Below are 26,714 nucleotides of genomic sequence, written 5' to 3' on the forward strand. Positions count from 1 at the left end.
CGCGACCACGGGTGAGGCGGCCGGGTGCTGGAGGATCGAAGCGGGCACAATAGCCTCATGACCCAATTCGGTGACCTGCTCGGACCCAAACCCACTTTGCTTCCCGGTGACGACGACGCGGAATCGGCACTGCTCAATCACGCTGATCCGGCCCAGGTAGCGGCGGATCATCCGACCGCGTCCATCGCGTGGGCGTACCTCGCCGAGGCTTCTTTCGACAAGGGCGAGACCATCACGGCCTATGCCTATGCCCGTACCGGCTACCACCGCGGGCTCGATCAGCTTCGTCGCAACGGCTGGAAGGGCTTCGGACCCGTGCCGTACAGCCATGAGCCCAACCGCGGTTTCCTTCGTTGTGTAGCGGTTTTGGCCAAGTCCGCCAAGGCGATCGGCGAGGCCGACGAGTACGCACGCTGCCTTGATCTGCTCGAGGACTGCGATCCCAACGCTGCCGAAGCGCTTGGCGTCGGTTAGCAGTTTCCGTCCGAGCGCGTCCAGCATCAAGGACCGCGTTCGTAAGTCGGTTCGACGACTGCAAACGTCGGCGCTTCCGATTCTTCAATGCGCACTGGCTGCCGGGTTGGCGTGGTGGGTTGCCACCACGCTGATCGGGCACCAAGCGCCGTTTTTTGCGCCGATTGCCGCAGTGGTGTCACTCGGATTGTCTCTGGGTGCACGGTTGCGACGCTCGTTCGAGTTGGTTGCGGGCGTCACGGTCGGAATCGGTATCGGGGATATGATCATTTCCGGCATCGGCAGTGGACCGTGGCAGATAACCCTGGTCGTAGCGTTGGCAATGTCGGTGGCGGTGCTTCTGAACAGCGGCCCGATCTTCTCGATGCAGGCCGGCAGTTCTGCGGTGCTGGTCGCGACGTTGATTCCACCGGGCGGCAATGGTGGTCCTGATCGGATGATCGACGCCCTTGTCGGTGGTCTGGTGGGTATCGCCGTGGTCGCGATCATTCCGACGCATCCGGTGCGTCGGGCCCGCAAGGATGCGGGCGCAATTCTTGCGACAGCGTCGGACGTGCTTGAGTTGGTTGCCGACGGACTGATCGCCAACGATCCGGAGCCGATCGTGAAAGCGCTGCGCAAAGCGCGCGCCACCCAGGCAGCCATCGACGGTATGCGTACCAATCTTCAAGGTGGGCAAGAGATCAGTCGGATCTCGCCGCTGTACTGGAACAGTCGGCCGCGGCTCGAACGGTTGATGGCCACTGCCGATCCCATCGACAATGCGATGCGAAATATCCGGGTTCTCTCGCGTCGATCCCTGACCTTGGTGCGGGACGACGAAATTCTTGACCCACGGTTGGTGACTCAGGTGGAACGGTTGGGGAAGGCCGTCGACGTCCTGAAAGAAATGATTCTGGCGGAGCCGGGGGAGCAGCCGGACCAGGCTGAAGCGGCGCGAGTGCTGCGGTCGGTGGCCAAGGAATTGAAGCCGTCGATCGTGGAGAATGCCGGAATTTCGTCGACGGTCGTGTTTGCCCAGATCAGGTCGCTTGTGGTCGATTTGCTGCAGGTGGCAGGCCTGAAGAGGATCTCGGCGATCGCGACGTTGCCGCCGACGGTCCCGCACCCCGCGTACGAACCAGAGCACTGAGTCACAGACTTTCGTCCTGATGCGGATCGAACCAATTGCATATATGCGAATGTATGCATATGATCGGTTGAACTCAGGAGGTAAGCGGTATCATGGCTTCAGGGCACGGTCATTCGCATGGTCATTCGGCAGCAGGCTCGGTCGGGGTAGGCCCCTCACCGAAACGCATCAAGAAGATGGTGATCGCCCTCGCGATCCTGGTTGCGTTCCTTGTTTTGGAAGCGACTGTCGGCTTCCTTATCGGATCGCTCGCGCTGCTTGCCGACGCCGGTCATATGCTCACCGATGTCGTCGGCATGGCTATGGGATTGACGGCACTCCTGCTCGCTAAAAAGGGGAGTACTACTGCTGCAAGGACTTTCGGTTGGCACCGCGCCGAGGTCTTGACCGCGATGGCCAATGCGGCCATGCTCTTGGCCGTTGCCGCCTGGGTGATGTACGAGGCGATCGGCCGGATCGGCGACGAACCCGAAATTCCCGGTGGCGCACTTATCATCACTGCGGCAGCAGGTCTCGTGGCAAACATCGTTGTCATGCTGATGCTGCGGGGGGATTCCAAGGACAGCCTCGCGGTGCGCGGGGCCTACCTCGAAGTGCTTGCCGACGCGGTCGGTAGCGTCGGCGTCCTCATCGCGGGTGGTGTTGTCCTCCTGTTCAATTGGACCTGGGCTGACGTTGTGGTCGGTGTGCTCATCTCCCTGTGGGTGGTGCCGCGTGCACTCAAGTTGGCGGCCGCGTCGTTGCGCATTCTGACCCAGGCATCTCCGGCAGACGTCGACGTCGAGGCTGTCCAGGCGGATCTTGCCGCACTGCCCAACGTGGTAGGCGTGCACGACCTCCATATCTGGACCTTGACCACCGGAATGGATGTTGCGACAGTGCATCTGACCAGTGACGCAGATTCTTCACACGTTCTCGAATCAGCACGAACCGTACTCGAAAGTCACGGTCTGTCGCACGCGACAGTGCAGGTCGAAACGTCCGCCAACGGCGAGCACTGCGAGAAGAACGTCACTTGGTGAAGCGGACTATCTCCTTGCCCGGCTTCCACAGATCGACATGCATGTGGTCGCCGTCGATGGTTGTGTGAACCACCTCGTTGATATCGAGAACAAAGAGGTGCAAGGGTTTTGGCACCTCATACGAATAGCTCGCCAGTATCGCGTCCATTTCTTCGTCGAAGACCTCGCGCGCCGATCCCGCGATTTTTGCGTCGCCACCCTCCATCGTGTGATGCCCCGGATTGCTGTGCAGCGCGTACCGTCCGTCGCGCTGCAGGTCCTTGGCTTTGAGGGCCCCGACCATTGAGCCGAGCACCATCAGTCCGTTCAACAACTCGACCTCGGTTCCGCTGACCCGAGGTGATCCGTCCTTGCGTAGCGTCGCGAGAACGTGATGCTTGTGGGCCTTCAAGCGTGCTTCGACAGCTTCGGCGAGGGTGGGTGCTTCTTCGGAGAACTGCTTCCAAGTAACCATGCCAGTCATTCTGCACCCGTAACCCTGACAACTTCTGTCAGTGATACGGGATAGAGTTTCCGATGTGCGTTCCGGACGGCTTCTCCAACTGATGCTCCGACTACAAGGCAGCCGCGGTGCCACCGCTCAGCAGCTGGCCGACGAGTTCGGAGTTTCCGTGCGCACCGTCTATCGCGATGTGGCCTCGCTGTCCGGTACGGGCGTGCCAATCTGGACGGAAAGCGGCCCGGGTGGCGGCATCAGGTTGCTCGACGGTTGGCAGTCCAAGCTGTCGGGCATGACCGACGACGAGACGTCGGCGCTCATGCTGTTGGGAGTGCCGTCCATCGCAGCCGATCTGGGCCGCACGGACTTTGCCGAATCCGCGGCCGCCAAGCTGCTGAACACGATGCCCGCGCCGCTTCGAGAGGGCGCACGGCTGTGGCAGGACCGCATTCTGGTAGACGTGCCCGGATGGTTCGGTGGCAGCGACGACATTTCGGGATTGCCGGTCATCGCGTCGGCTGTATTGGATTCGCGGAGACTGCAGTTCGTGTATCGCGACCGCGAACGTACCGTCGATCCACTCGGACTGGTGATCAAGGCTGGTGTTTGGTATCTGGTCGCAAACGTGAATGATCGAACGCTGTCGTTCCGAGTGGGGCGCGTCGAAGATCCCGTGGTACTGGAAGATTCGTTCACCAGGCCTGACAGATTCGAGTTGTCGACGTGGTGGGCGTCGTCGATGGCGGAGTTCGATCGATCGCTGCTGCGATTCGGTTGCCGGGTGCGATTGTCAGCAGAGGGCTGGCGCAGGCTTCCCGACGTCGTGGGCATCGAAGCGTCTCGAATCGAGCCCGGCCAGGCCGATGCCGACGGTTGGATGGACGTCGATTTGAGGTTGGAAAGTTTCGACGTAGCGCTCTCGCAGATGATCGGTCTGGGTTCAGATGTCGAAGTCCTCGAACCGTTGTTGTTGCGCGGCGCCATGCGCGGTGTGGCGGAACAGATAATGCTCCGCCACAGGCAACAGGTGTCAGGCGGTGGCTGATCGCTTCGCCAGCAGACGGGTGATACCCAACTGCCCAGCGACGATCACGACGCCTACCACCAAACCCAGCGCAGCGGACGCGAGAGTGTTGACGATCCATGCCAGTATCCCGCCGACGCCGGCGATGTCCTTGACAGCTTCTTCGCCGTGGTGAACGGCGTCGTAGAGGGGGTGCAAGCCCAATTCGTCGATGCCGACCAGAAGGATGTGGCCACCCACCCACAACATCGCGGCAGTGCCGACTACGGAGAGCACCGACATCACGTGCGGCATGCCGCGAACGAGTCCGGTACCGACGGTCTTGGCAAGGCCTGACGAAGACTCCGCGATCCGCAAACCGATGTCGTCCATCTTCACGATCAGTCCGACGACGCCGTAGACGATGACAGTGATGACCACAGCCACGACGGAAAGAATTATCAGTCGATTCCAGAAACTTTCGTCGGCGACGGTGTTGAGTGCGATCACCATGATCTCGGCCGACAGAATCAGATCGGTACGCACGGCGCCGGAGACGACTTCCTCCTCGTCGCGAAGATTCTCGTCACCAGTGTCGTGGTGGTCACCGTGGCCGAAAATTGCGCCCCAGATTTTGTGCACTGCCTCGTAACTGAGGTAACAGCCACCCACCATCAGTAGGGGCGTCAACAGTCCCGGGAGGAACTGACTGAGCAACAGAGCGATCGGCAGAATGATCAGCATCTTGTTGCGCAGCGACCCGATGGCGATGCGCTTGATGATGGGGAGTTCGCGTTCGGCCGCCAGCCCACGGACGTATTGCGGCGTCACCGCGGCATCGTCGATGACCACGCCGGCTGCTTTGGCCGTCGCCTTGCCTGTTGCGGCAGCAATATCGTCGATCGACGCAGCGGCCATCCGAGCCAGCGCTGCGACGTCGTCGAACAATGCAAATAATCCGCCGGCCATCACAAACCTCCGGTGGAATCAGTGGAAAGGTATGGCCGGATGGATCCGGTAACACAGTTGCGTGATCGCACGAAGTTGCTGTCCCCTGAACGTCGAAGGTGGCAGTAAGCCACCTCGAACGATACCGGCGTGCCGTTCCCGCGAGTAGTGGACACCCGACCACGTTCGCTGAGGATCGTTACCGCAAAACCTTCCCGGCCCGCTTCTTGCGTGAAAGACTGCATACGGGACCGACCGAACGGGGCATCATGCGCGAACCAGACACAGCGCAGGTCGCCAAGAGCTTCGACGCAATGGCGACTCATTACGACAGGCAGATCGGGCGCTTCGAACGTTTTGTGCTCGGTGACGCACGTAGATGGGCAGTCGACAAGGCGAGTGGACGCGTTGTCGAGATTGCGGTGGGCACTGGGCTGAACTTGCCGCTCTACGGGAAAGACGTCGACTACGTCATCGGCGTCGATATCTCGAATGCGATGCTCGAGCGTGCTCGAATCAAGGTTGCCGAGGGTGTGAACATCAGTGTCGATCTTCGTCACGGTGACGCGCAGGAACTAGACCTTCCGGACGAATGTGTCGATACGCTCGTGTCCACCTATTCGTTCTGCACGATCCCGGACCCCGGCCGAGCTGCGGCCGAGGCCTTCCGGGTCTTGGTACCCGGTGGGCGATTTGTCCTCGCCGAACATGGGCCGAGTACCAATGTCGTTGCGCGTGCCGTGATGAAGATTGTCGAACCGTTATTCGTGCGTTTCGGCGCCGACCATCTCACTCGCGATCCCGTGGGATACCTCGAGGACGAGGGCTTTTTGATCGACGAGGTACGCCGCAGTGGACGGGGCGGGGTCGTATTTCGCGTAGTCGCACGTAAACCGGATCCCGAATGGACAGCTCTAGGTCACTAGCGCTTTTCGGACACGATCACGCCGGACGGAGTATCGCCGGGCGTCAAGCTGGGCTGGGCAGGTGTCATTCCAAGCGATGCGACTGAGGAGACGAGCGCTATCGCGAAGATGATCCACCAGGCCTGGCGGAATGTCTCGTAATCGACTGCTGCGCCCAGAACGGCGATCAAAACACTGACGCCGAGCACGGTTCCGATCTGACGGCTCATGCTGATAACCGCGCTACCGGTAGCCGATCGAGCAACAGGTAGGTCAGCGGTTGCCTGCGACAGGATGGTGGGTAGTGCCAGGCCGACTCCGATGCCGGAGATGATCCATCCGGGAAGAAGTTCGACGGCGTAATTCGGAGTTGTTCCGACAGAGAGTAATACGAGAAGTGTGCCAGCAGCCCAGAACATGCTGCCGAGTGCAGCGACACGTCCGGCTGAGTACTTGCGAGTCAGTGCTCCACCCGCAATGGCGAACAACGGGACCATCATCGGCCCGGGGGCAACGGCGAATCCGGTTCGCAGGGCTGAATAGCCCCAAACTTCTTGTAACCACATAATATTCGCGAGCAGTCCGGCGGCGAATGTGGCGCTGAACAGAATTGCGGTGATATTGGACCAGGTGAACGAGCGAACCTTCAGCAGGTCCGGGGCAATCAGGGGTGTGGAGTGCCGGGAGTTGCTCCACCAGAACGCAATCAGGGTGATTGCGGCGAGAGTGAACGCGACGACGATGCGCGGATCCGTCCATCCCCAGTCCGGTCCTTGGACAAGAGACAAAGCGAGAGCGCCGATGCCGACGGTGAGCAATGCGGCGCCGACCAGGTCGATGCCGGCATTCGGGTCCTTTTCTGTCGTGTCAGGAACCAGTCGAACAGCGAAGTAGAGCAAGACAATTCCGATGGGGAGGTTGATCAGAAACACCCAATGCCACGATGCCTCGACGAGGATGCCGCCGACAACAGGGCCGAATGCCGCTGCGGCAGCACCGGCTGCAGCCCAGATGCGAACACCGGATTGGCGTTTGGCTGATGGGAGGGCGTTGATCAGGAGTCCGAGACTGGCCGGCGTCAAGGCTGCGGCACCGATTGCCTGGACGATTCGAAATGCCACGAGCATCCAGAGCGACGGACTGAATGCGCAGGCGGCACTGGCCAACGTGAACAGTGCGAGACCGGCGATGAAGGCGCGTTTGGGGCCGATTCGATCGGCCCAGCGTCCGAGGGGGATTAGCAATGCGGCGTACACGATGGCGTAGCCGTTGAGAATCCAACTGAATTCACCGAGTGAATGTCCCGGAAAGCTCTTCGCGATGTCTCCGAAAGCCACGTTGACCACAAAAAGATCCAGGCTGGCGACAAACGGTGCACCCGACAGTATCGCGAGAAGTGGGCCTGTTCGCACGGGCTGACTATTAAGTACCATAGTCAGCAATCTAAACCCTGACTATGGCTATGGCAAGTCAGGGCGTATTCTTGGGTGCATGGATGCAGTGCGACTGACCGGAGTGCTCGAAGATCGGGATGCGTGGAAGGCCACGCACTGCTCGATCGGCCGGGCGATGGAAGTAGTCGGCACTCGATCTGCGATGCTCATACTTCGTGAGGCCTACTACGGCACAACTCGTTTCGATGATTTTGCGGCGCGCGTCGGCATTACCGAGGCGGTGGCGTCGGCGCGATTGAAAGAACTGACCGAGGCCGGCATCTTCGAGCGCCAGCCCTACAAAGAACCAGGGAAGCGGACTCGGCACGAGTATGTGTTGACCGAGATGGGGCGGGATCTACTGCCGGCGGTTCTCGCGCTCATGCAATGGGGTGACAAGTATCTGCACGACGGAAGGGGTGGCCCGCTGACAGTGGCAGATGATGCCACGGGTGAGCCGGTGCACGTTGAGGTGCGAAGCGAATCGGGGCGCGAAGTTCCGCTGGGGGAGTTGCGAGTGTCGGTGAACGGCGCGCGTTCGCGCGCCTAGTGGTGTATTGCCCGATAAGTCTAATGTGCTGTTTGTCAATGACTCTCGAGCAAATATTCGCGAAATCCTGTCCGAAATGTCCCTAGGAATCGAAATTCTGTTCGATTAGAATTGGCGCATGGGGAATCGGGAAGCATGGCAGCTGGACGGCGAAGGGCTCAAAACAGAGGTCCTCGACCTCGTTCGCGCCCGCCATGACATGCAATCGCGCACGATCCACCTCGTTGTCGAAATGTTCACCCGTGACACACTCCCCGACACCGGCTTCCGGGCTATCGCACAATGGTTGCACCGATCCACCAACCTCGAGATCGGCGAATGCAGCCAACTGGTCTCACTTGCGCGGTTGTTCATGCTCGAACCTGTAGTCGCACAGTCCTTTCACGACGGTCACATCGACGCCCTCAAAGCCCGTCAGGTGGCGCAGTTCTGCCAGCGTCCACCCAAGAACATGCAGATCGCGGACATCGAGAAGGCCCGCGACATCCTTCTGGACCTGGCCTCGCAAAAAGTTTCCGACTGCGACGGAAGTCCGAGCGGCCATCCGGCGGATCGAAAAGAAATACGGCAACCGCGACGATGGCATCCCCATTGGAGAGGATTCCGAGCGCAACGAGTTCTACGCGTCCAAAGGTTTGTACGGCCGTGTCAGCGTCAAAGGTGATCTCGAGGCCGTCAACGGTGCCCGGTTGATCGCCCTACTGTCCGGACTCGCGAAGCCGACTCCCGAAATTGACGGCGTGAAAGATGCTCGCACCCCGGCCCTTCGACGGGCCGACGGCTTCTGTGAGATGTTGCGCCGCTTTGAGATGGCCGGCCTCGGACCCGTTGAAGGTGGCGTCAAACCGCACCTGACGATCACGGCCACCGCGAAAGACCTCACGGACCTGCAGGCATTGAAAGGTCTCCTCCCATCCACGGAGGAGTTGGGGTATGCGATCACCAACTGGGCCGGCCCCGTCAGCCTCGACAGTGCCCGCATGCTGGCCTGCGATTTAGGCTGTGGCCCAACAGATTTCGGCAGCCTCATGCCGAGTGAGTGTCGAGATCGGGGACGATCGGAAAACCCGGTTCTATCCGCCGATGTCGGTGGATCCGTATCAGGTTCCGATACCGGGGAACAGTCCGCCGACAGCAGCTTGAACAACCGAATACGCGACGTGCACACCGGGGAAGAACGATGCCTCGGTGTGCGTGCGGCGTTCACCAGTTCAGCGCAGAACCACCAGTGTGACAACGGAGTCTTGCTTCGCACATAGTCGATGTGTCACTCCGCCTTCGACGTGCACAGCTGTCCCGGGAACCAGTGAGACGGTGTGGTCGTCGACAGTGAAGTCGACTTCACCGACGGCCCCGTGAACGAGGATCGGGAACGGAGACCGGTGATCCTTCATCTCTTGGCCTGCAGTGAAGCTGATTCGGATGACGGTGGATCCGGTGGCAGCGGTGAGCTTTTCGATCCTCGGTGTTTCCCCCTCTTGATAGTTGGCGGAGTTCAGTCCGTCGATGACGGTCAATCCGGGAACCTTGTCCATGGGATTGACGCTAGCTCAGCGACTTTTTGAATCCGATGTGGGACGCGACAAATCCGAGCCGCTCGTAGAACTCGTGGGCCTCGGTCCGAGTCTGATCCGAGGTTAGTTGCGCGAGAAAGGCTCCGCGTCGGGCGCCTTCTTCGCATGCCCATCGAAGCACTGCGCTGCCGATGCCTTTGCTCCGAAAGTCCTCGTGCACCCGGACCGCTTCGATTTGCATCCGTGTTGCGCCCATCCGGCTCAGTCCCGGGATGAAAGTGAGTTGCATCGTGCCGATCACGTCGTCTTCGGTAGTAGTGACAACTACGAGTAGTTGTGCCTCGTCGGCGTCGATTTTCGCGAAAGCGTTGTCGTAGATCGTCCGGGCATCGGGGTTGGTGGTCTCCCGAGTGGAACCGATCGGGTCGTCGGCGAGGAGATCGACCAGAATGCCGACGTCGCGAGGCTCTGCCCTTCGGATGCTGTAAACCGAGTTGCCGCAGTCAATCGACGCCGAAATCATCAGTGGTACTCCTGGAAAGAGTTAAATAGCCGAAATGTCAGGTTCTCACGTCTGGGCTCGGCATTCATAGGAAGGGGGCGAAATGGTCACGTCCAGAAACGCATGAGGGCATTGCCGTACATCGCGTAGGTCTCGGGCACGCCGCTGAGTTGGAAGATCCAATAGATCGCGTCGAAGAACACGACGTTGATCTGAGGGACAAAGAGAAGCGCGACCAGGAGTAGTAATCCATAGGGCTTGAACTGGTCGAGTTGCGCACGCGTCGTAGGTTTCAGGTACGGCTCGAGAGCGCCGTACCCGTCCAGTCCGGGGACTGGGAGCAGATTGAGTACGGTCGCCATTACCTGCAGAAACGCCAGGAAGCTCAGACCGGTCCAGAAGGTTTCGTGGCCGCTCCCAACTCCATACAGACGTATGGCGACCAGGAGGATTACCGCGACCAGTGCGTTTGTCAGTGGACCGGCGAGGGAGATCCGGGCTTGAACTTTGGGGGAGAACATTCCCGTGCGCAAGTACACCGCGCCGCCGGGTAAACCGATGCCGCCTAGTGCGATGAACAGAACGGGCAGCCCGATCGAGAGCAGCGGATGGCTGTACTTCACAGGATTGAGCGTCAAGTACCCGCGGGCAGCGACATCCGTATCGCCGTGACGCCACGCCAAGTAGGCGTGCGCGAACTCGTGCAGACAAAGGGTGACTACCCAACCTGCGACGACGAGAACGAAGACACCGATACGGCCCGAGACCGAACCCCACTCGGATCGCCACGCCAGCGCGCCGCCGAGAACAGCGATGGCCACAACCCCGATGAAGACCGGGCTTGGCCGCACCGCCGACCGGGCTGCGCTGGTTCTCATCGGACCAACAGCCAAGTCTGGTCGTGGCGATAGAACGTCGAGCGCTTGAGGTCTCGAGGATTCGGGACACCGTCCCGCACCAGGTGCGCTGCCGGCGCTCCCAATTGGATCGCTCGCCCTTCCAACCATCGACGGCCACCCCAGCGGCTACGACGATCGACAGAAGCCCTGATGCCAGGCAGCTTGGGGCTGGGAACGATACGGATGCCCGGCACGGTTCCGGAGAACAACTTGTTGTCGTCGACGTAGGCTTCGCCGACCAGTTCCTCTGTTCCGCCGGGCCCCGTCATAGTGACAGCGCCGACGAGTGCGATTCCAGCGTCGTCGCGGATCAGCGGCACCACGTGGACGGCGCCCTTGAGCGCAGCACGGGCAGCTTTTGCGCCGGTGGACAGTCTGTATGCCTCGGTCGCGTCCGATCGGTTCTCGGTGACGTAGGCGAGTTCGATGTCCAACCGCTCGAGGCGCATCAATCGTGTCAGCGTCGCAGCAAACGCCGCGTCCGTCCCGACGACGATCAGACGAGGATCGGAGACGACTTGCAGCTGCGACATGAGGTCGTTGAAGTCGTTCTTCTCCGGAATATCCGGGAGCGTGAACGACATGACTTCACCCAACGGGAGAGGCACCGGTGAATCGCCACATCTGAGTACCACTGGGGTCAACGCCGCTCCTAGCTCGAACAAGACTTCTCGGAAAGTGGGAATCCGCCACCTACCCAGCGAAACGGCCTGGGAACAAGCGGTCGGAATCGCCGCCCACGATCCTAGTGCGGGAGCCCGCGGACGCAGTCGATGGAGCTAGTGCGGGAGCCCGCGGACGCAGTCGATGGAGCTAGTGCGGGAGCCCTCGGAGGCTGTCAATCGAGATGCTGACCAGCCTAGTTCTGTACCGAAAGGTCTGGTCTCGCGCTCTGGGCTAGACTTCTCCATCGGTCACTGCAACAACTCGGCTGCACACAATGTGCGCGGAATCCTGCAGTACCAATGCGGCGGGACACCTGCTGCACGTCGACCGTAGGAGACAACGTCATGCCGGCAATCGTCCTGATCGGCGCCCAATGGGGCGACGAAGGTAAGGGCAAAGCTACAGATCTACTGGGCGAGCAGCTTCAGTGGGTCGTGCGATACCAGGGCGGCAACAATGCCGGACACACCGTGGTTCTGCCCAACGGTGAAAAATTCGCACTGCACCTCATCCCGTCCGGAATCCTTACTCCGGCCGTCACCAATGTCATCGGTAACGGTGTCGTGGTTGATCCGGGAGTGTTGCTGACAGAACTTGCAGGCTTGGAAGCGCGCGGAGTGGATACCACTCGGTTGTTGCTCTCGGCTGATGCGCACCTGATCATGCCGTACCACGTGGCCATCGACAAGGTCACCGAGCGTTTCCTCGGTGCCAAGAAGATTGGCACCACGGGTCGCGGTATCGGCCCGTGCTACCAGGACAAGATCGCACGTGTCGGCGTCCGCGCCGCTGATGTCCTGGACGAGAAGATCCTCACTCAGAAGGTCGAGGCTGCACTGGAATTCAAGAACCAGGTGCTGGTCAAGATCTACAACCGCAAGGCGCTGGATCCGCAGCAGGTTGTCGACGAGGTTCTGGAGCAGGCTGAAGGCTTCAAGCACCGCATCGCCGACACCCGCCTGGAACTCAACCGGGCACTCGAGCGCGGCGAGACCGTTCTCCTCGAAGGCTCGCAGGGAACGCTTCTCGACGTAGACCACGGAACGTACCCGTACGTGACGTCGTCCAACCCCACTTCCGGTGGCGCAGCGGTTGGTTCGGGCATCGGCCCCACCAAGATCACCACGGTGCTCGGCATCCTGAAGGCCTACACCACGCGTGTCGGCTCGGGCCCGTTCCCGACGGAACTGTTCGACGAGTTCGGTGTTTACCTGGCAGACAAGGGCGGCGAGGTCGGTGTCACCACCGGTCGCGGCCGTCGTACCGGCTGGTTCGATGCCGTGATCGCCCGCTACGCAACGCGCGTCAACGGCATCACCGATTACTTCCTGACCAAGCTCGATGTGCTCAGCAGCCTCGAGACCATCCCGATTTGCGTCGCTTACGACGTCGACGGTGTGCGTCACGAGGAAATGCCGATGTCGCAGAGCGACATTCACCATGCCAAGCCGATCTACGAAGAGATGCCGGGTTGGTCCGAGGACATCACGGCAGCTCGTACGTTCGAGGAGCTTCCGCAGGCTGCGCAGAACTACGTACTTCGACTCGAAGAACTGTCGGGTGCATTCATGTCCTGCATCGGTGTCGGTCCGGGCCGTGACGAGACCATCGTCCGACGCGAGATCATTCGCTAGAGTTTGTGTTTCGAAATCCCCGTTCCTGCTGCAGGAGCGGGGATTTCGTGTTTCAGGCGCGCTTCGCGAGGTAGTCGGTGACTGTCTTCCAGTTGGGAAACTTGGTGGTGCCGAACTTGATCCAGTCGCCGTCGAACTTGTCGGCTCCGTTGGCGCCGCGGTCGTCGACCAGGAAATCGCCGCGGTTGAGATGTTTGTGGTGCGAGAGAATCAACCGCTTGTACGCGACGCTGCCCTCCTCCATTCCGAGGTATTCCTGAACCCATAGAACTTTGTCGTGCCACGCTGTTGCGTTTTTCCAGGGTGCTGTCGACAGGATGTAGGTGTCGAACTGCTCTGCGAGCTGGTGGTACGCCTCGATGGCGCCGTCGACGGGGTCCATCCGTGAGAAGATGTGCGGCGCTTCGTCGAGGTCGTCTTTGAACTTTTCGCGAACGTTGTCGGTGAGACGATCGATACCGGACTGGAAGTTGACGAGTGTGTTGTCGAGGTCGATGTAGAGAATCTTCTTAGAATCGGGCATTGGAGCCTTTCGTCAAGCAGAAAGAGTCCAGTTTTATGGAACTGGACTGAGATTGATGATTTCTTCCCCTTCATCACAATCGCACAGGGCACCGACACGTTTGTCAGCGCCGGCTTCCGGCCTGGTGTGGAAGGCCCCGCCAAGGGGTGCAGCCAGGCGAAACTGTTCCGTGCGGATGAATGCTCCCTCGCCGTCGGCGGGTGCAAAAAAGTACACGGCAGCCACGAAGATTCCGAAGCCAATGAGGGTCGCGAAGGTAGTCATGCACTCATGATCGAGCCGACTGGTATTGAAATATATAGCCAAGTTGTCGATACTGGACCGCATGATGACTCGAGTTCTCGGTGCCCGCTCACTTGCCCGTGATCTTGGGTCGTGGCAGGAAGAGTCGGGTCGACGCCCCGCCTATCGTGCATTGGCCGACGGTATCCGCCTGCTGGTGCACGACGGCCGCATCCCGCTGGGAGTGGCGCTGCCGAGTGAGCGTGAACTGGCAACGGTGCTCGAACTCAGCCGGACCACGATCACGTCGTCGTACTCGGTTCTGCGGGACGAGGGCTATCTGATCAGCAAGCAAGGCTCGCGCAGTACTGTCGCATTGCCGGCCGGTGCGCGGCCCAACGGGTTGATGTTCCGCTCGCACCAACCGGGCCCCAGCGGTCCCGTCGTAGACCTCAGTTACGCCGCGATGGCGGCTCCTGCGGCGCAAGTAGAACTCGCGTATGCGTCTGCGCTGGCGGCACTTCCGGAGTTTCTGCCCACTCACGGTATGGAGCCGATCGGTATCGGTGATCTGCGTGACGTCATCGCTCGGCGCTACACCGCCCGAGGGTTGCCCACCACTCCCGAACAGATCATGGTGACGTCCGGCGCGCAGCACGCCCTGCGACTGTTGTTGTCCGTGCTTACCTCGCCCGGCGAGCGAGTGCTGGTGGATCACCCGACGTATCCCAATGCGCTGGAAGCGATTCGGCGAAACGGTGCACGCCCGGTTCCGGTTCCGGTTCGTCCCGAGTTTGCTGCGGCGGGAGCGTGGGATCTTGACGGAATTCGTAGTGCGGCAAGGCAAACCGCAGCTCGCATGGCTTATCTCATTCCTGATTTTCACAACCCGACGGGCCTGTGCATGGATGCCGCCGGACGCGCGGAACTCGCGAAGATCGCCCACGAAACCCGAATGACGCTTGTTGTCGACGAGACGATGGTGGATCTGTGGCTGGACGGTCCGCCGCCGGCGCCGGTGGCCGCTCACTGTCGCGGATCTGCGAAAACGGATGTGGTGACACTCGGATCCACCGCGAAATCGCTGTGGGGCGGGCTGCGCGTGGGCTGGATTCGAGCGGATTCTGCACTGATCACGCAGTTGGTGGGAGCGCGAGCGGCCGTCGACCTCGGTACGCCGATCATGGATCAGCTTGCCGCAGCGTACCTCCTGGCCGATGACAGACTGATACTCGAAGAGCGTCGCGAAGTACTTCGTCAGCAGCGAGCCGTGCTGCTCGACGCGGTAGCCGAGCGACTTCCGGACTGGACCCCCACCATCGGCTCGGGCGGAATGTCGGTGTGGATGCGCATGTCTGCCCCCGTGTCCACGGCGTTGGCGGCGGTGGCACCCAACTTCGGGGTACTGCTCGCAGCCGGCCCCAGATTTGGCGTCGAAGGTGCTTTCGAGCGGTTCATCCGGGTGCCGTATGCACGATCGTCGGATGACCTTGTTCGCGGAGTTGCTTCCATCGCCGCTGCCTACGACACACTTGCCACCGATCGGGACGCTGCCGACCAGCGGATGGTTGTCGTCTGATATTTCTCGGTTCTTCGCTTTGATCGGTTATATGGGTACACACTGGCAATGAGGGGTGACCTGAGGAGACATCGATGACAGCGACTGAGGCAAACAACGCATCGGAGACTTTGGCGGAACGACTGTTCGAGGCCACGCTCGGTGCTGCCGAACTCCAAGCGGTGTATCTCGGTGATCGGCTCGGCTGGTACCGGGCACTCGCCGATCATGGCCCGCTCACGTCGACGGAACTAGCCGACCGGACTGCAACGGTCGAGCGGTATGCCCGCGAATGGTTGGAGCATCAGGCTGTGTCGGGGTATCTCGACGTCAATGCCGATTCCGACCGTCGATACAGCCTCTCTGTCGAGCATGCCGCCGTGCTGCTCGATTGTGACAGCCTGCTGTATCTGACGCCGTTGGCGCGCATGTTCGTTGCGACGACGACGTCGATGCCGCGGTTGCTCGACGTGTATCGCCACGGCGGCGGGGTCACGTGGGAATCGATGGGTCCGGACGCCCGTGAAGGCCAGGCGTTGATGAATCGGCCGATGTATCTACGGCAGTTGTGTCAGGAATTTCTGCCGACCATTGCGGATTTGCATGCGACGTTGACCGGCGGCGCCAAGGTCGCCGATCTCGGCATGGGCGAGGGCTGGTCGTCAGTGGCGCTTGCGCTCGGCTACCCGAACGTCGAGGTTCACGGCTTCGACGTGGACGCGGCCTCGGTGGCAGCGGCGCGGCGTCACGCCCGGGACAACGGCGTCGACGACCGCGTTCATTTCTCGTTGGTTGACGTCGCGGGCCAGGCGCATGAACCGGGGCGTGCGGACACGGGCACCTACGACGCCGTTTTTGCTTTCGAGTGTGTGCACGACGTGCCGGATCCGGTGGGTTTCCTCTCGACCGCCCGGTCGATTGGACAGCCGGGTGCACCGGTGATCGTCGTCGACGAGCGGACTGCGGATACTTTTGATCCTGAGGCCGGGAAGGTGGAGCAACTGCTCTACGGATTTTCGTTGACGTGCTGCCTGCCGGACAGTCTCGCGCATCCGGGGAGCGTCGGAACGGGAACGGTGATGCGGAAGTCGACTCTCGAAAGTTACGCTTTGGCAGCAGGTTTCGAGAGGGTTGATGTGCTGCCGATCGAGCACGAGTTCCTGCGGTTCTACCGATTGGGCTAGCGCCCTGTGCGCCTTTATTAACCGCCGGCGGTTAATAAAGGCGCACAGCAAGGACTACTTCCAGACCGTCTCGATATCCGTCGCCTCACGAGCCGGCGCGGACGGGACTGCAGCCGGTGTGCGCGAGAAGCGCGGGGCCGGAGCGTGCTGGGTGACGCCGTCGATTTCGATGAGCGAACCGCGGGCGGCGATGTGCTCGTTGGACGGTGCTTCGGCGAAGGTCAGGACCGGCGAGACGCACGCGTCGGTGCCGAGGAAGATCTTGGCCCATTCGTCGCGGGTCTTCGAGAGGAACTTCTCGGTGAAGAGCACCTTTGTGTCGTCCCACTTGCTCGAATCCATCTGGTGGGGGAGCGACGCGGGATCGATCTCGAGGCCCTCGAGAAGCAGTGCGTAGAACTGCGGTTCGATGGATCCGACGGCCATGTACTTGCCGTCGGAGGTCTCGTAGGTGTCGTAGAACGGTGCGCCCGTGTCGAGGAGGTTGACGCCACGCTCGTCGGACCAGACGCCACGGCCACGGAACGCCCACATCATGTGTGAGAGCGCGAGGGTGCCGTCGACCATGGCAGCGTCGACGACCTGCCCCTTGCCGGAGACGGAGCGTTCGACGAGGGCGGACAGGATGCCGAAGATCAGGAACATGGAACCGCCGCCGAAATCGCCGACCATGTTGAGCGGCGGAACGGGGCGTTCACCCTTGCGACCGATGGCGTTGAGGACACCGGTGAGGGAGATGTAGTTGATGTCGTGACCGGCTGCGCTGGCCAGCGGGCCTTCCTGGCCCCAGCCCGTCATACGGCCGTAGACCAGACGAGGATTGCGCTCGAGGGCAACGTCGGGGCCCAGGCCCATGCGTTCCATTACGCCGGGACGGAAGCCCTCGATGACGACGTCGGCGCGCTCGATCAGGTCCAGGACCTTTGCGACGTCGGCCGGATCCTTGAGGTTGGCTTCGACGATGCGGCGTCCGCGCTTGATCTGATCGGTTGATCCGGCGTCCTGCGGGATCGGGGCGGCGCGCTGCACGATGACGATGTCGGCACCCATGTCGGCCAGCAGTGTTGCCGCGTGCGGACCTGGTCCCAGTCCGGCGAATTCGACGATCCGAATACCCGCGAGCGGGCCCTTTTTCTCCACGGTTTCTGCAGACACACGAACTCCATTTCCGACGGTGAATTTGCTTCTGGCCCGACGGTAACCTGTCGGGCCAGAAGGGTGTGCCCCGGGGCACTATGTCGGTATCAGGAGTCTGCGATCACACGCCGGGGTCGGTGAATCAGACCGCGGCGCCCTCGAATTGTGCGTTGTAGAGGCGGAAGTACGCGCCGCCGTGGGCGATCAGTTGATCGTGTGTGCCTTGTTCGACGATTTGACCGGCTTCCATCACCACGATCAGATCTGCACTACGGATGGTGGAGAGTCGGTGCGCGATGATGAAGCTGGTGCGCCCGGTCCGCAGAGCGGACATGGCGTGCTGCACAAGCTGCTCCGTGCGGGTGTCGACGGAGCTGGTTGCCTCGTCGAGGATCAGAAGCGAAGGCTCGGAGAGGAATGCTCGAGCGATCGTGATGAGCTGCTTCTCGCCCGAACTGATGTTGGACGCTTCCTCGTCGAGCATGGTGTCGTAGCCGTCGGGCAAGGTGTGGATGAAACGGTCCACGAACGCTGCTCGGGCGGCTTCTTGGATGTCGTGTTCGCTGGCACCGATGCGGCCGTAGGCGATGTTCTCGCGAATGGTGCCGCCGAACAGCCAGGTGTCCTGCAGGACCATGCCGACATGCTTGCGGAGGTCCGCGCGACGCATGTGCGCGATGTCGATGTCGTCGATGGTGATTCGGCCGGAATCAACTTCGTAGAACCGCATGAGGAGGTTGACGAGGGTTGTCTTGCCGGCGCCGGTGGGTCCGACGATGGCGACGGTCTGACCGGATCCGGCAGTGAGGCTGACGTTCTCGATGAGCGGCTTGTCCTTGTCGTAACGGAACGAGACGTTGTCGAAAACGACAGTGCCGACGCTGCGATGGCGGCCGGCCTGCTCGGGCAGGAGCGGAACGTCGATGTCGGGGGACTGTTCGGGCTCGTCGAGCAGTTCGAAGACGCGTTCCGCCGACGCCGCCCCGGACTGCAGGCTGGACGACATCGATGCGATCTGGGTGAGCGGTGAGCTGAACTGGCGCGAGTAGACGATGAAGGCCTGGACGTCGCCAAGTGACATGTTGCCGCTGGCAACTTTGAGCGCGCCCACTACTGCGAGCAGCACGTAAGTGATGTTTCCGACGAAGTTCATCACCGGCATGATCAAGCTGGACAGGAACTGGGCACCGAACGATGCGTCGAGCAGTTTCTTGTTCTGTACCGCGAACTCGCGCTCGGCCTCGGCCTGGTGTCCGTAGACACGAACGAGATCGCGGCCACTGTAGGTTTCCTCGATCTGCGCGTTGATCTTGCCGGTTTCTTCCCACTGCGCTTTGAAGAGAACCTGGGCTCGCTTTGCGACGCGGGCTACCAGCAGTACCGATACGGGCACGGCAATCAGTGCGATCAGCGAGAGCATCGGCGAAATGACGAACATCATCACGAGGACGCCGACGACGGTCAACACGGATGTCAGCAGCGAGGTCAACGTCTGAGACAAGGTAGACGCCACGTTGTCGATGTCGTTGGTGACACGGCTGAGGACTTCGCCGCGTGGTGTTCTGTCGAAGTAGGGCAACGGAAGTCGGTGAATTTTTGCTTCGACTTCGGCACGCAACTTGTAGATCGTTCGCTGCACGATGATGTTGAGCAGGAACGCTTCGACCCAGGCCAGCAACGATGCCAGTACGTACACGCCGATGGCGAGCATGATGACCTTGCCGATGGCGTCGAAGTCCAGTCCGACGCCCGGAACGACGTCGGACGAGTTGGCGACGAGATCCGCGAACGTCGAATTACCCGATGCGCGAATGACTTCCGCGGCCTGTTCGCGAGTGAGACCAGCAGGCAGGCTCTTGCCGATGAATCCGGCGAAGATGAGGTCGGTGACGTGGCCCAGGATCTTGGGAACCGCAACCGAGAGCGCGATACTGGTGATCGTCGCAACAAGTACGACGAACACGGCAAGCTTGTGCGGCTTCAGCAGTGCCAGAAGCCGTTTCATCGTGGCTTTGAACTGCTTGGGTTTTGTGGCCGGCGTGGTCGACGCCTGGGGCGGTTTGGGTTCGGCGTCGCCCGCGGGCTTGGGAGCGTCGCCTGGCGGGGGACCGGTCGGTGGGGGATCGGCCGGGGACGGGGCATTGTCGGAGGCGTCAGGTTCTGCCGGGATCTTTGCGAAGACGACGGTCGGGGTGTCGTCGAAATACTGGCGATGTGCCGCGCCGAAGGTGGGATCCTGCGGATTGGTCATGCGCTCAGCTCCGCGGGAATCTGGGACGCCACGATCTCTTGGTACGTGGGGCAGTTGGCCAGGAGGAAGTTGTGGTCACCGAGTCCGACGGGCGACCCGTCGTCGAGGACCATGATCTGGTCGGCGTCGACGATGGAAGAAATACGTTGCGCGACGACGATGACTGTTGTCGAGGTCGTGACTGCGCGTAGTGCGGCGCGGACGGCTACATCGGTGTGCATGTCGAGTGCCGAGAAAGAATCGTCGAACACGAGGATCCGCGGCTTGCGGACGACGGCGCGGGCGATGGCCAGTCGTTGACGCTGACCACCGGAGAGGTTCGTTCCGCCTTGGGAGATCGGTGAGTCCAGGCCTTGCGAAAGCTCACCGACGAAGCCGTCGGCTTGCGCGATGGTGAGCGCATCCCAGATTTCCGCGTCGGTCGCGGCCGGGTTTCCGTATCTGATGTTGGTGGCTATGGTCCCGGCGAACAGATAGGCCTTCTGCGGCACGTAACCGAAGTTGGTGAACAGTTCGTCCTGATCCCAGCCGCGGACGTCCAGGCCGTCGATCAGGACGGCTCCTGCTGTGACGTCGACGAGGCGTGGGATGAGTGAAACGAGGGTGGACTTCCCGCTGCCGGTACTGCCGACGATGGCTGTGAACGTTCCGGGGAGGCAACGCATCGACACACCGCTCAGGACGGGAGTTTCGGCACCGGGGTAGCTGAACCCGGCTCCACCGAACTCGACGACGCCGTACGGGTTTGTCGGGCGTAGAGGCTGCGTCGGTGCCGGCACCGACGGCTCGGTGTCGATCACTTCGGTGATGCGGTCGGCGCAGACAGCGGCGCGCGGAATGACGACGGCCAGCATCGTTGCCATCAGGACGGACATCAGGATCTGCATGACGTAGGCGAGGAATGCGCTGATCTGTCCGATCTGCATGTCGCCGGTGTCGACGAGGTGCGCACCGAACCACAGGACTGCGACGCTGGACATGTTGGCGATCAGCATGATCGTCGGCATGAGTACAGCTTGATACCGGCCGATGAGCATGGCCGTGTCGGTCAGTTCCTTGTTGGCTTTGTCGAAACGCATCGTTTCGTCGGGTTCGCGGACGAACGCGCGGATGACGCGCATACCCGTGAGTTGCTCACGAAGTGAGCGGTTGATGTTGTCGATCCGGGTCTGCATGGTGCGGAAGTGCGGGATCAGTCGGGCGATGACTACAGCGACGGTAATACCCAGAAGCGGCACCGAGATAGTCAAGAGCCACGACATCTGCAGGTTCTCCCGCAGCGCCATGACGATTCCGCCGATGCACATGAGCGGGGCACTGACGAGCATCGACGCAGTCAGCATCACGAGGGTTTGGATCTGCAGTACGTCGTTGGTATTTCTGGTGATCAATGTGGGCGCCCCGAAACCGGAGAACTCGCGATCAGAGAAGCTGCCGACGGCCTTGTAGACCGCTGCTCGGACGTCGTGACCGAAGCCCATCGAGGACTTGGCGGCGAGGAACGTGGATGCGACCGAGGCAAGGATCGTCGCCAAGGAGACCAGCAGCATGATTCCGCCGGTCGACATGATGAATCCGGTGTCACCACGAGCGACGCCGTCGTCGATGATTCGGGCATTCAAGGTGGGCAGGATGAGCGCCGCGATTGCGCCGAACAGTTGTAGTGCCAGCACTCCTGCGAGGAGCCAACGGTACGGAGGCAGGTATGCCTTGAGCAGCTTTGCTAGCACGGCGATCCCGTTCGGGCTGCCACGCGTTCCGGATTGATCACATGCACACGGTATGACAGATGCACATCCTTGCGGGCACCGACTCGTGCGATTGCTGAGGTTATTCCGAATTGAACGTGGAGTCGCGACGGCAGATGTGGGGTTACGACCGGAATGTGGCAAAATGTGTCTGAAAGTTGTCTAGTAATCCATTTTGCCCACAAATAGACGTGATCTACAACACATTGTTATTGTTCCGTTACTTAAAATAATCGGCTCTAGCTGCAGATTTATCGAAAAATGTTAGGTCTAGTAACGCTAATTAGCGGTCAGGTAGCTAGACAATCGAGATCGGGCCGTCTATAAATGCAATCAGCGCAGTTTCGTGCGCTGCATCACAGCTCGGGATGTCGCAGGGGGCGACAGAATTTCTGCCCCTCTGTGTCAGGGGTTCCCGGGCTGCTTCGGTCACCGCCTGCGACCGAAGCGGCGCTGAACATTCACACCACCTCACATAACAGGAGAAATTCCTATGTTCGGATCGCTCAGCACACTCGGACCTCTGCTCGCTGCACTCGGTGTTTTCCTCAAGTCTGTCGACACCTCTTCGTTGGCCGACGGATCCAGTGAAACCGGTGGAGCCGGCTCTCTCGCTGGACTTCTCGGCTCATCCGGCTAAGCTGCGGCCCACGCACCGAGCGCTCGGTACTGCGGTAGTTTGATCGCTTCGTATTGCCCCCTGTCCGTCTATTCGGGTGGGGGGCAATTCGTTTTTACGCTTTGCCTGTTGTCCGGTCGACCTGGTTGCGTACGATGGACCAGTGGCTGTTAACTGTTATGTAGCTGGATTGGTCGATCGGACAGTTCGAGGCTCCCCTCCGCTGCGCCTAGGTACTAAATCCGGGGTGAGGTGAACGATGGCAAGGATGAGTCGCACAATGCGGTTACTCACTGTCTTCGTTGTTGTCCTGGCCGCAGCCCTCGTCGGAATCCTCACCCGGGCACCCGGGCTCCTGGCAACCTTCTGGTGCGCAAATGCGCTGTTGCTGGGAATGATGATGCGGTGGCCCGTCTTGATCGAATGGCCCACCTGGATGGCTGCGATGGCCGGCTATTTGAGCGCTGATCTGCTGACAGGCAGCGCCCTGTCGATGGCAGTGCAACTGAACGGTGCAAATCTGGTCGGTGTCACATTCGGTGTGCTCTTGCTCCGCTGCACGAAGCGCATACCGTTTCGGCTTGTCGATTCGAATGCGTTGATGTGGATGGTCATTATCGGCGCGGCAAGCGCCATCGCAACTGCTTCGACCGCAGGACTACTGGATCGGGTGATTCGAGAGGAATCGTTCACCGACACACTCGTTCACTGGGGTAGCACAGAGTTCATGGCGTACCTCTTGGTGCTGCCGCTGATTCTGTCCGTGACTATTCCCTCCGGATTTGCGGACCTTCGCAGAAAACTGACATTGCAGACCATAGGAACGATGTTGGTTCCGCTGCTCGCGACCGCAGCCTGCGTTCCGATCGCGCTCAGGATCGAGGGGCCGATCGCACTTGTCCTCCCCATTCCGGCGTTGCTGTGGTGCGCCACCCGTATTTCGGTTCCGAGCACAGCCTTTGTCTCAGTGGTCTGGTCGGTGTGGTCGCTCATGATGGCCGACACCGGGCGTCTGGATGTCGGCGAACAGGGCCACATAAACTGGTCGGAGGATGTCATCACGTCGATTGCAGTCACGCTGATCGCGCTGGGGCCGATTGCGGTGGCGTGTGCCACGCAGGAGCGTCGAGCAGCTGAGCGTGAGCTGTTTCGAGCCGTCGAATACGACAACCTCACGGGAGTTCTCTCGCGGGGAGCCTTCCTCCGGCAAGCCGAGGAACAACTTCGGCGTGAATCGGAAACACAATTGCCCGTCGGCTTGCTGATGCTCGATCTCGACCACTTCAAGAACATCAACGACACCCACGGGCACATGGCCGGCGATACGGTGCTCTCGGACTTCGCTGCCCGCGCGGCCGATCGGGTATCGGACGCCGATCTGGTCGGAAGACTGGGCGGCGAGGAATTCGCAGTCCTGCTCACCGGTTCCAGTTTCGCCCGTGCCTCGGAAGTCGCGGAGGCGATCCGGTCAGCGCAGGTCGAGGAATCGACAGCCTCCGGAGTTGCAAGCACCGTCAGTATCGGACTTGCATGGGCAGATCACCCGACGCCGCGATTGGCTGCGTTGATGATCGCGGCCGACGAGGCGATGTACGACGCCAAGGAGAGTGGCCGAAACCTCGTCAAAGCGCGAGATGTCAGCGGTATGGTGCCGAAGCGTCATATCTCCGGGTAGACCTGAACCTGTCACCTGGCTGATCCGCACTAGCTCTGACCTGCATCGGGATTGGCATATAGTCGCACCCATGCAGCTTGATTCGACACCCACACATCAGTCCGTTCTGCCCCTACGTTTCGGTACACCACTCACCGAGAATGCGATTCGAGTGATGATGCTGGGCTCCGGTGAACTGGGCAAGGAAGTCATCATCGCGTTGCAGCGGTTGGGCGTCGAAGTGATTGCGGTAGATCGATACTCCGACGCTCCGGGTCACCAGGTTGCGCATCGGGCGCACACCGTCGACATGAGTGATCCCGAGGCGTTGCTTGCCGTGATCGAACTGGAAAAGCCGCATTTTGTGGTTCCCGAGATCGAGGCCATCGCCACCGATGCGCTGGCCGTCGTCGAAGAACGCGGTGAGACCGTGGTGATCCCCACGGCGCGGGCAACACAGTTGACTATGAATCGTGAAGGCATCCGGCGCCTCGCCGCCGAAGAACTGGGGCTGCCCACGTCGCCCTACGCCTTCGCGGATTCACTCGAAGAAGTACAGATCGCGACGGAGCGCATCGGATTTCCGTGCGTCATCAAACCTGTTATGTCGTCCTCGGGAAAGGGGCAGTCGACGGTACGTTCCGCCGACGAGCTCGGTGCCGCGTGGGATTACGCGATGGCCGGCGGCCGTGTCAATCACGGTCGCGTCATCGTCGAGGGTTTCGTTGATTTCGATTACGAGATAACACAATTGACGGTGCGGTCCGTATCCGCCGACGGCAGTGTGGTCACGTCGTTCTGCGAACCGATCGGGCACCTGCAGCAGGCCGGTGACTACATCGAGTCCTGGCAGCCCCAGCGTATGTCCGACGCTGCGCTCGCTGCGGCTCGTGCGGTTTCCGAAAAGGTCACCACGGCGCTCGGCGGTCGGGGAATCTTCGGCGTCGAATTGTTTGTCAAGGGCGACGACGTGTACTTCTCCGAAGTCAGCCCGCGCCCACATGACACCGGCCTGGTGACGCTGCGTACCCAGCGATTCTCGGAATTCGAACTACATGCGCGTGCGATCCTCGGATTGCCGGTCGACACAACGCTCACATCACCGGGTGCGTCGGCCGTCATCTACGGCGGTATCGAGGCGAAGGGCATCGGATTCGACGGTGTAGCCGAGGCTCTCGCGGTTCCCGAAACCGAACTCCGGCTCTTCGGAAAGCCGGAAAGCTTCCTGCGTCGACGGATGGGTGTCGCTGTGTCGACGGCCGTTGATGTCGAGACCGCCCGTGCGCGCGCCCGGGAGGCCGCGTCGAAGGTTCGTCCCGTCGGATGAGTTCAGCGGCCGAAGTTGTTGTAGGACTAGTCATTCTGGTCGGACTGGTCGGCGTTGTCGTGCCGATCATTCCGGGAACCCTGCTGATCTTGGCAGCAATACTGTTGTGGGCCTTGATGACCGGAGGTGCTACCGCGTGGACGGTCTTCGTACTGGCGGCTCTCGCCTTGGTGGTCACCGGCGTCGTGAAGTACACGTGGCCGGGCCAGCGGATGCGCGACGGGGGAGTTCCCAACCTGTCCGTGATGATCGGCGGTGTTGTCGGGATCATCGGATTCTTCGTGGTACCCGTCGTGGGGTTGTTCCTCGGATTTGTCCTGGGAACTTATGTCGCGGAATGGATACGACTACGCAATTTCAACATTGCGTGGGCGTCGACGCTTCACGCAGTGAAGGCCGTCGGGTTGTCCATGGTGGTGGAACTGTTCGGCGCGTTGGTTGCGGCCGGACTCTGGCTGGGCGCAGTCGTTGTGGTCTGAGCGTCGGCTCGGGAGTCGCACCGGTACCAGGCCCGGGCATTGCCACCCATCACTGCCGGGAGGTCGTCGCCGACGGCCTCGGCAATCACATCGAGGTCGTGGCTCTCGAAGGCGCGGCGGGCCCGGGTTCCCGGTAGATCCGTCCCGAACATCAAGGCTTGCGGATTGACCCGGTGGATCTGACGGAGCACGTCGCCGACATCGGAGATGGTAGTGCGGCCGAAGCCGGTGGCTTTGACCTTCACACCGCGGTCGACCAGGTTGAGTAGATAGGGGAGCCCCCGCGTCGACATGCCCAGGTGGTCGATGGCGACGGCGGGCAGTTTCCCGAAGACCGGTTCGAGAGAGAGTAGGAGGGTGGCGTCGACGTAGAACTCGGCGTGCCAGCCGACCAGATCGAAGGCTCGGTTGGCCAGGTCCGAGAGTTCCCTCAGGTCTGTTGCTCCGCGCCGAAGATTGAATCGGACTGCGCGAACGCCGACAGCGTCGAGCGCAACGATCTCCTCGTCGGTGGCGTCGTGTCCGAGTGCGGTGACGCCCACCCATCCCGGGCCGAGTTCGGCGAGTGCGGCCTTCAGATACTCCTGATCGGTGCCCTGATAGGACGCGGTGACGACTGCTCCGCCGTCTACTCGGAGACCGTCGAGAGAAGCGACTTTGGACCGGTAATCGGCGACGGTGAAGGGTTGGGGTAGGTACCCGTGATTCTCGACCAGCGGGAAGCGCGGATCGATGATGTGAACGTGGGCATCAAACACACCATCCATTTTGCACGCTGCCGATATGACCTTGCACAGAAGATCGGCCCGATGTGACGTGAGTCGCTCTGGAGCGAATTTTCGTCATATCGGGCCGATCGGTCTGTTTGACCTGCTGTTATGCGGTGTCGGG

At 61.1% G+C, this 26,714-nt stretch carries 28 protein-coding genes; 15 read left to right on the forward strand and 13 right to left on the reverse strand.

Annotated features, from left to right (window positions below; all coding sequences use genetic code 11):
* Positions 1-57: 57 nt before the first annotated feature.
* From MTX36_RS01965 to MTX36_RS01975, 3 genes are all read left to right on the forward strand, one after another.
* Complete coding sequence (locus tag MTX36_RS01965) at positions 58-474, forward strand: DUF3151 domain-containing protein (protein WP_094271551.1); 417 nt, start codon at positions 58-60, stop codon at positions 472-474.
* A complete protein-coding gene (locus MTX36_RS01970) occupies positions 461-1,606 on the forward strand; it encodes an aromatic acid exporter family protein (RefSeq protein ID WP_243618070.1) in 1,146 nt (381 codons plus the stop codon). Before MTX36_RS01965 ends, MTX36_RS01970 begins: the two co-directional genes overlap by 14 nt.
* A 92-nt stretch (positions 1,607-1,698) precedes the next feature.
* Positions 1,699-2,628, forward strand: a complete 930-nt coding sequence (locus MTX36_RS01975) for a cation diffusion facilitator family transporter (protein ID WP_243618071.1) — start codon at positions 1,699-1,701, stop codon at positions 2,626-2,628.
* Here the strand turns inward: MTX36_RS01975 and MTX36_RS01980 are convergent.
* Positions 2,618-3,082 carry a pyridoxamine 5'-phosphate oxidase family protein gene (locus MTX36_RS01980; RefSeq protein WP_243618072.1) on the reverse strand — a complete coding sequence of 155 codons (465 nt, stop codon included), beginning with the start codon at positions 3,080-3,082 and terminating at the stop codon, positions 2,618-2,620. The genes MTX36_RS01975 and MTX36_RS01980 overlap by 11 nt on opposite strands.
* A gap of 64 nt (positions 3,083-3,146) precedes the next feature.
* On the opposite strand from MTX36_RS01980, the gene MTX36_RS01985 reads away from it, so the two are divergent.
* Positions 3,147-4,112, forward strand: coding sequence for a YafY family protein (locus MTX36_RS01985; RefSeq protein WP_243618073.1), 966 nt, complete (start codon positions 3,147-3,149; stop codon positions 4,110-4,112).
* Here the strand turns inward: MTX36_RS01985 and MTX36_RS01990 are convergent.
* Positions 4,098-5,039 (reverse strand): DUF808 domain-containing protein, encoded by a 942-nt coding sequence (locus MTX36_RS01990; protein WP_243618074.1) that lies wholly within the window; start codon positions 5,037-5,039, stop codon positions 4,098-4,100. The two genes, MTX36_RS01985 and MTX36_RS01990, sit on opposite strands and share 15 nt — an antisense overlap.
* Positions 5,040-5,287: 248 nt before the next feature.
* Here MTX36_RS01990 and MTX36_RS01995 point away from each other — a divergent pair, with 248 nt between their 5' ends.
* On the forward strand, positions 5,288-5,944 hold the full coding sequence (locus MTX36_RS01995) for a class I SAM-dependent methyltransferase (protein WP_243618075.1): 657 nt from the start codon (positions 5,288-5,290) through the stop codon (positions 5,942-5,944).
* Here MTX36_RS01995 and MTX36_RS02000 read toward each other — a convergent pair.
* Positions 5,941-7,356: an MFS transporter gene (locus tag MTX36_RS02000; RefSeq protein WP_243618076.1), complete on the reverse strand. Its 1,416-nt coding sequence runs from the start codon at positions 7,354-7,356 to the stop codon at positions 5,941-5,943. The two genes, MTX36_RS01995 and MTX36_RS02000, sit on opposite strands and share 4 nt — an antisense overlap.
* A gap of 58 nt (positions 7,357-7,414) precedes the next feature.
* Between MTX36_RS02000 and MTX36_RS02005 the strand changes: the two genes are divergently transcribed.
* The 3 genes from MTX36_RS02005 to MTX36_RS02015 all read left to right on the forward strand — a co-directional run bounded on the left by MTX36_RS02005 (position 7,415) and on the right by MTX36_RS02015 (position 9,165).
* Positions 7,415-7,906 carry a helix-turn-helix domain-containing protein gene (locus MTX36_RS02005; RefSeq protein ID WP_243618077.1) on the forward strand — a complete coding sequence of 164 codons (492 nt, stop codon included), beginning with the start codon at positions 7,415-7,417 and terminating at the stop codon, positions 7,904-7,906.
* Between the two features lie 118 nt (positions 7,907-8,024).
* The gene (locus tag MTX36_RS02010; protein ID WP_243618078.1) at positions 8,025-8,570 is read left to right on the forward strand and encodes a hypothetical protein; all 546 of its coding nucleotides are present in this window, start codon (positions 8,025-8,027) and stop codon (positions 8,568-8,570) included.
* Positions 8,542-9,165 (forward strand): DUF222 domain-containing protein, encoded by a 624-nt coding sequence (locus MTX36_RS02015; RefSeq protein WP_243618079.1) that lies wholly within the window; start codon positions 8,542-8,544, stop codon positions 9,163-9,165. Before MTX36_RS02010 ends, MTX36_RS02015 begins: the two co-directional genes overlap by 29 nt.
* Here the strand turns inward: MTX36_RS02015 and MTX36_RS02020 are convergent.
* The 4 genes from MTX36_RS02020 to MTX36_RS02035 all read right to left on the reverse strand — a co-directional run bounded on the left by MTX36_RS02020 (position 9,118) and on the right by MTX36_RS02035 (position 11,405).
* Positions 9,118-9,441, reverse strand: coding sequence for a cupin (locus MTX36_RS02020; RefSeq protein ID WP_243618080.1), 324 nt, complete (start codon positions 9,439-9,441; stop codon positions 9,118-9,120). The two genes, MTX36_RS02015 and MTX36_RS02020, sit on opposite strands and share 48 nt — an antisense overlap.
* 10 nt (positions 9,442-9,451) lie before the next feature.
* A complete protein-coding gene (locus MTX36_RS02025; protein WP_243618081.1) occupies positions 9,452-9,943 on the reverse strand; it encodes a GNAT family N-acetyltransferase in 492 nt (163 codons plus the stop codon).
* 86 nt (positions 9,944-10,029) lie between these two features.
* Complete coding sequence (locus MTX36_RS02030; RefSeq protein ID WP_243618082.1) at positions 10,030-10,800, reverse strand: site-2 protease family protein; 771 nt, start codon at positions 10,798-10,800, stop codon at positions 10,030-10,032.
* Positions 10,797-11,405 carry a hypothetical protein gene (locus MTX36_RS02035; RefSeq protein ID WP_243618083.1) on the reverse strand — a complete coding sequence of 203 codons (609 nt, stop codon included), beginning with the start codon at positions 11,403-11,405 and terminating at the stop codon, positions 10,797-10,799. The genes MTX36_RS02030 and MTX36_RS02035 overlap by 4 nt, the downstream gene beginning before the upstream one ends.
* A 426-nt stretch (positions 11,406-11,831) precedes the next feature.
* Here MTX36_RS02035 and MTX36_RS02040 point away from each other — a divergent pair, with 426 nt between their 5' ends.
* Entirely contained in the window at positions 11,832-13,121 is a 1,290-nt protein-coding gene (locus tag MTX36_RS02040) for an adenylosuccinate synthase (protein WP_094271565.1), read from the forward strand.
* A gap of 52 nt (positions 13,122-13,173) precedes the next feature.
* Here the strand turns inward: MTX36_RS02040 and MTX36_RS02045 are convergent, their stop codons facing one another.
* Both MTX36_RS02045 and MTX36_RS02050 read right to left on the reverse strand, forming a co-directional pair.
* Entirely contained in the window at positions 13,174-13,644 is a 471-nt protein-coding gene (locus MTX36_RS02045; protein WP_243618084.1) for a hypothetical protein, read from the reverse strand.
* A gap of 33 nt (positions 13,645-13,677) precedes the next feature.
* A complete protein-coding gene (locus MTX36_RS02050) occupies positions 13,678-13,908 on the reverse strand; it encodes a hypothetical protein (protein ID WP_243618085.1) in 231 nt (76 codons plus the stop codon).
* A gap of 61 nt (positions 13,909-13,969) precedes the next feature.
* Between MTX36_RS02050 and MTX36_RS02055 the strand changes: the two genes are divergently transcribed.
* Positions 13,970-15,445 (forward strand): PLP-dependent aminotransferase family protein, encoded by a 1,476-nt coding sequence (locus tag MTX36_RS02055; protein ID WP_243618086.1) that lies wholly within the window; start codon positions 13,970-13,972, stop codon positions 15,443-15,445.
* A gap of 74 nt (positions 15,446-15,519) precedes the next feature.
* A complete protein-coding gene (locus MTX36_RS02060) occupies positions 15,520-16,608 on the forward strand; it encodes a methyltransferase domain-containing protein (protein WP_243618087.1) in 1,089 nt (362 codons plus the stop codon).
* 54 nt (positions 16,609-16,662) lie between these two features.
* Here the strand turns inward: MTX36_RS02060 and MTX36_RS02065 are convergent, their stop codons facing one another.
* The 3 genes from MTX36_RS02065 to MTX36_RS02075 all read right to left on the reverse strand — a co-directional run bounded on the left by MTX36_RS02065 (position 16,663) and on the right by MTX36_RS02075 (position 21,726).
* On the reverse strand, positions 16,663-17,763 hold the full coding sequence (locus tag MTX36_RS02065) for a CaiB/BaiF CoA-transferase family protein (protein WP_243618088.1): 1,101 nt from the start codon (positions 17,761-17,763) through the stop codon (positions 16,663-16,665).
* A gap of 124 nt (positions 17,764-17,887) precedes the next feature.
* Positions 17,888-19,996, reverse strand: coding sequence for an ABC transporter ATP-binding protein (locus tag MTX36_RS02070; protein WP_243618089.1), 2,109 nt, complete (start codon positions 19,994-19,996; stop codon positions 17,888-17,890).
* A complete protein-coding gene (locus tag MTX36_RS02075; RefSeq protein WP_243618090.1) occupies positions 19,993-21,726 on the reverse strand; it encodes an ABC transporter ATP-binding protein in 1,734 nt (577 codons plus the stop codon). The genes MTX36_RS02070 and MTX36_RS02075 overlap by 4 nt, the downstream gene beginning before the upstream one ends.
* A 511-nt stretch (positions 21,727-22,237) precedes the next feature.
* On the opposite strand from MTX36_RS02075, the gene MTX36_RS02080 reads away from it, so the two are divergent.
* The 4 genes from MTX36_RS02080 (at position 22,238) to MTX36_RS02095 (ending at position 25,823) form a co-directional block, all read left to right on the forward strand.
* Positions 22,238-22,384, forward strand: coding sequence for a hypothetical protein (locus tag MTX36_RS02080; RefSeq protein ID WP_243618091.1), 147 nt, complete (start codon positions 22,238-22,240; stop codon positions 22,382-22,384).
* 247 nt (positions 22,385-22,631) lie between these two features.
* Entirely contained in the window at positions 22,632-24,038 is a 1,407-nt protein-coding gene (locus MTX36_RS02085) for a diguanylate cyclase (protein WP_243618092.1), read from the forward strand.
* 70 nt (positions 24,039-24,108) lie between these two features.
* Positions 24,109-25,344, forward strand: coding sequence for a formate-dependent phosphoribosylglycinamide formyltransferase (gene purT, locus MTX36_RS02090; protein WP_243618093.1), 1,236 nt, complete (start codon positions 24,109-24,111; stop codon positions 25,342-25,344).
* Positions 25,341-25,823 (forward strand): DUF456 domain-containing protein, encoded by a 483-nt coding sequence (locus MTX36_RS02095; RefSeq protein WP_243618094.1) that lies wholly within the window; start codon positions 25,341-25,343, stop codon positions 25,821-25,823. Before purT ends, MTX36_RS02095 begins: the two co-directional genes overlap by 4 nt.
* On the opposite strand, the gene MTX36_RS02100 is transcribed toward MTX36_RS02095, so the two are convergent.
* Positions 25,727-26,581, reverse strand: a complete 855-nt coding sequence (locus tag MTX36_RS02100) for an amidohydrolase family protein (RefSeq protein WP_243618095.1) — start codon at positions 26,579-26,581, stop codon at positions 25,727-25,729. The genes MTX36_RS02095 and MTX36_RS02100 overlap by 97 nt on opposite strands.
* Between the last annotated feature and the right edge of the window lie 133 nt (positions 26,582-26,714).

Source organism: Rhodococcus sp. ARC_M6 (assembly GCF_022810305.1).
In the GTDB taxonomy this organism is placed as follows: Bacteria; Actinomycetota; Actinomycetes; order Mycobacteriales; family Mycobacteriaceae; genus Rhodococcus_F.